The organism is Glutamicibacter sp. BSL13, assembly GCF_052928425.1.
In genome coordinates this window covers 1-4,179 of record NZ_JAVGCZ010000154.1, presented here as the reverse complement: position 1 = coordinate 4,179, position 4,179 = coordinate 1, and the positions used below count along the sequence as shown (strand labels likewise).

Here is a 4,179-nt window from a genome sequence, read left to right as displayed (position 1 = left end):
GCCGCCGGAGGTTTGCGCATCGGCCAACAGCAGCAGGTCCTGCTCGCTCACCCCGGCCCCGGCGCGCAGGTGCGGGCGCACCCAGTCCAGGTTGCGGCGGGTTCCGCCGGAAATGTAACCGTCGCGCAGCGCCTCCGCGGCACCCTCCACCAGCGGCACCGCGGCGCGGTCAATGACGGCGCCCACCCCGGAGGCCCGGCACATCTTGAACAGGTGTCCCAGCAGCCCAAAGCCGGTGATGTCGGTGGCGGCGCGGGCCCCGCTAAGCACCGCGGCCTGGGAGGCGTCCCGGTTCAACTGCACCATGGTGGCGATGGCCTGCTCGAAGACCTCCCCGGTCTGCTTGTGGCGGTTGTTCAGCAGCCCGAGCCCGATGGGCTTGGTCAGGGTCAGCGGCAGCCCGGCCACCGCGGCGTCGTTGCGCAGCAGCTTCTCGGGTTCGGCGATGCCGGTGACCGCCATCCCATACTTCGGCTCCGGGTCATCCACCGAATGCCCGCCGGTGACCGGACATCCGGCCTCCCCGGCCACGTCCAGCCCGCCGCGCAGCACCTCGGTGAGCAGCTCCATGGGCAGCACGTCGCGCGGCCAGCCCACCAGGTTGATCGCGCTGACCGGTCGGCCACCCATCGCGTAGATGTCCGAGATCGCGTTCGCGGCGGCGATGCGCCCCCAGTCGTAGGGGTCGTCAACGACCGGGGTGAAGAAATCCGCGGTGGAGAGCACCGCCAGATCCGGGCGCACCAGTACCGCCGAGGCGTCATCCCCGCCGTCCAGGCCCACCAGCACATCCGGGTGCCCCTGTCCGACCAGGCCGGACAGCGCGTCCTCCAGCTCGCCGGGCGGGATCTTGCAGGCGCAGCCGCCGCCGTGGCCGTAGCCGGTCAGCCGCACCTGATCCGCGTGCGGGGCGCCGTTGTGCAGGGTGGTGTTCTTCTCCATGACGTGTTCCGGGATTGGTCCGGCGGCAGCCGGCCGCCGCAATCCCGTGTTCCCCTTCCCATCCAGGTGTTGGTTCGTGCGCCCATTGCCCCGCGGCCGGTGCGCCCTGCGGTGGCACATCGATGCGGAAGGTCATGAGCTCCATCACATCGTGGCACATATCCCGGACTCCCGAGCGAAATGATGGCCGGATGTGAAGCCGGCTGCCAGGGTGGCCGGGGCGGGACTGAACAGCAGGCTGAGTGCCGGCGCCGCCGGGACCCGGGGCGGTGTTAGCATAATCACGGAGGCGTCCGGGTCCTGGTGGGCCCCCCGGTCTTCAAAACCGGTGAGACCGAGCATCTCGGTCTGGCGGGTTCGATTCCCGTCCGCTTCCGCCAACAGCCAACGCTCCACAGACTTTTGGAAGGGGGCCCGTGGGTACCACCGACCCGCGCCGACTCATCCCGCGCACCGACCGGTTGCTGGCCCACGAGCCGATCCGCCGCGCCGAGCAGCGCCTAGGTCCGAATCTGGTGCGCGGCATCATCCGCCAGGTGCAGGACCAGGCCCGGGCCGGGGACCTGGCCCCCGAAGAGGTGGAAGACCAGGTGGTCGCGGCGCTGGCCCGGCACCGGCCCACCAGCCTGCGTCCGGTGCTCAACGCCACCGGCATCATCGTGCACACCAACCTGGGCCGCGCGCCGCTCTCCGCCTCCGCCCGTGAGGCGCTGGTGACGGCGGCGGGCTATGTGGACGTGGAAATGGACCTGGCCTCCGGACGGCGCTCAAAGCGCGGCACCGGCACTGTGCAGGCCCTGTTGCGCGCCTGCCCGGCCGCGCAGGACGCGCTGGTCGTGAACAACGGGGCCGCGGCGCTGCTGCTGGCCACCACCGTGCTGGCCGGTGCCGGTGAGGTGATCATCAGCCGTGGTGAGCTGGTGGAGATCGGGGCCGGGTTCCGGCTGCCGGAGCTGATCCAGTCCACCGGGACCACGCTGCGCGAGGTGGGGGCCACCAACCGCACTCACCTGCAGGACTACGCCGCCGCCGCCGCGGCCGCCGGGCCGGGCGGGTGCCTGTTGAAGGTGCATCCCAGCAACTTCTGGATCGGTGGGTTCACCAGGGGAGTGTCGGTGGCCGAACTGCGTCCGCTGGCCGATGAACACCACCTGCCGCTGGTGGTGGACCTGGGCAGTGGACTGCTGGAGCCCAATGCGGCGCTGCCGGAGGAACCGGACATCGCCGGGGCGCTGCGGGCAGGGGCCGACGTGGTGATCGCCAGCGGGGACAAGCTGCTTGGCGGCCCCCAGGCCGGGGTACTGCTGGGCCGCGCCGAGGTGATCTCCCGCCTGGCCCGCCACCCGTTGGCCCGGGCGCTGCGGGCGGACAAGCTGCTGCTCGCGGCCCTGGAAGCCAGCCTGGACGCCGAACCGACCCCGGTGCACGCGGCCCTGCACGCCGACCCTGACCGGCTGCGCGAACGCACCGAGGCCCTGGTCCGGGCCGTGGGCGGGGACGTGGTGGAACACGACGGCCGGGTCGGTGGCGGGGGAGCGCCCGGGGTGCCGCTGCCCGGCTGGGCGCTGCGTTTGCCCGAACAGCTGGCCGCCGCACTGCGCACCGGTGACCCGGCGGTGCTGCCCCGGGTGCACCAGGGCGCGTGCCTGTTGGATCTGCGCTGCATCCCGCAGTCCGAGGACCAGCACCTGGCCGCGGCGGTGCGTGCCGCCCTGGCCGCCCACGCGGCCGCGAACGGCCGGGGAGGCTAGCGGTGTTCGTGGTCGCTACCGCCGGGCACGTGGATCACGGCAAAAGCACGCTGGTGCGGGCGCTGACCGGCATGGAACCGGACCGCTGGGCGGAGGAGCGCCGCCGCGGGCTGACCATTGACCTGGGCTTCGCCTGGACGCAGCTGCCCTCCGGTAGGGAGGTCGCGTTCGTGGACGTGCCCGGGCACGAACGCTTCCTGGGCAACATGGTGGCCGGGCTCGGCCCGGTGCCCGCCGTGTGCTTCGTGGTCTCCGCCGACGAGGGCTGGCGGGAGCAGTCCGCGGACCACCGGGACGTGCTGCAGGCCCTGGGCATCGAGCACGGGCTGGTGGTGCTTACCCGAACCGACCGTGCCGGCGCGCCGCTTCAGACGGTAATCGACCAGGTGCGTGCCGAATTGCGCGGGACCGGGCTGGCGGAGGCAAAGATCCTCCCGGTCTGCGCACCCACCGGGGCCGGGCTGCCCCAGCTGCGCACCGCGCTGGACAGGCTGCTGGATTCCCTGCCCCACCCGCAGTCCGAGGCCCGGGTGCGGCTGTGGATCGACCGCTCGTTCAGCATCAGCGGCGCCGGGACCGTGGTCACCGGCACGCTGCAGGCCGGGCAGCTGGCCAGCGGCGACAAACTCGTGCTGGCGGGGGAAAATGGCGAACACCAGGTCACCGTGCGCGCTGTGCACAGCCGCAACCGGGAGGTGGACGCGGTGGGCGCCACGAACCGGGTGGCGCTGAACCTGCGCTCCGGCCTCCGCGCCGAGCAGGTGCACCGCGGGGATGTGCTGCTCACCCCGGGCGCCTGGGATTTGGTGGACACCGTGGATGTGCGGCGCACCATGGGCGCGGACCTAACCACCGCGCCCGAAGAGGTGCAGCTGCACCTGGGCACGGTGAGCCTGGGCTGCCGGCTGCGGCCGCTGGATGCAGGGCACGCCCGGCTGATTCTGGCCCGGGCGCTGCCGCTGCAGCTGGGGGACCGGCTGGTGCTGCGCACCACCGGCAGCCGCTCCGTGTTCGCCGGCGCCCAGGTGCTGGACGTGGACCCTCCGGCCCTGCAGCGGCGGGGCGCCGCCACGCGGCGCGCAGCGCAGCTGGCCGGGATGGAGCCGGACGGGGACGCGGCGCTGGAAGTGGCCCGGCGCGGTGCCGTGCGCCGCAGCGCCCTGCAACGCATGGGGGTGCGCGCAGTGCAAGCCGTACCCGACGGGGTGCTGCAGCAAGGCCAATGGTGGGTGCACGCCCCGGTGTTCGACGCCTGGCAGCGCCGCCTGCGCGCCGCCGTACAACAGCTGCTCCAGGATGACCCGCTGGCCCCCGGGCTCTCGCGTGGGGCGGCGGAAAACCTGCTGGGGGAGGCCGGAGCGGAGCTGCTGCAGCAGGTGATCGACGCCGCCGGGCTGCAGCACCGGGCCGGGTTCATCACCCTGCCCGGGCATCCAGCGGACCTGGGGCCGGCCGAACCCGGGATCCAGGCGGTGGAGCGCGCCCT

At 73.0% G+C, this 4,179-nt stretch carries 3 protein-coding genes and 1 tRNA gene; 3 read left to right on the top strand and 1 reads right to left on the bottom strand.

Annotated features, from left to right (window positions below):
* A partial coding sequence (gene selD, locus RCJ92_RS15155; protein WP_446755024.1) for a selenide, water dikinase SelD occupies positions 1-942 on the bottom strand: 942 nt, incomplete at its 3' end.
* A gap of 285 nt (positions 943-1,227) precedes the next feature.
* Between selD and RCJ92_RS15150 the strand changes: the two genes are divergently transcribed.
* The 3 genes from RCJ92_RS15150 to selB all read left to right on the top strand — a co-directional run.
* A tRNA-Sec gene (locus RCJ92_RS15150) sits at positions 1,228-1,322 on the top strand.
* Between the two features lie 36 nt (positions 1,323-1,358).
* Positions 1,359-2,693: an L-seryl-tRNA(Sec) selenium transferase gene (gene selA, locus RCJ92_RS15145; protein ID WP_446755023.1), complete on the top strand. Its 1,335-nt coding sequence runs from the start codon at positions 1,359-1,361 to the stop codon at positions 2,691-2,693.
* A gap of 29 nt (positions 2,694-2,722) precedes the next feature.
* Positions 2,723-4,179, top strand: a 1,457-nt coding sequence (gene selB / locus RCJ92_RS15140; protein ID WP_446755022.1) for a selenocysteine-specific translation elongation factor, incomplete at its 3' end; no start/stop codon positions are given.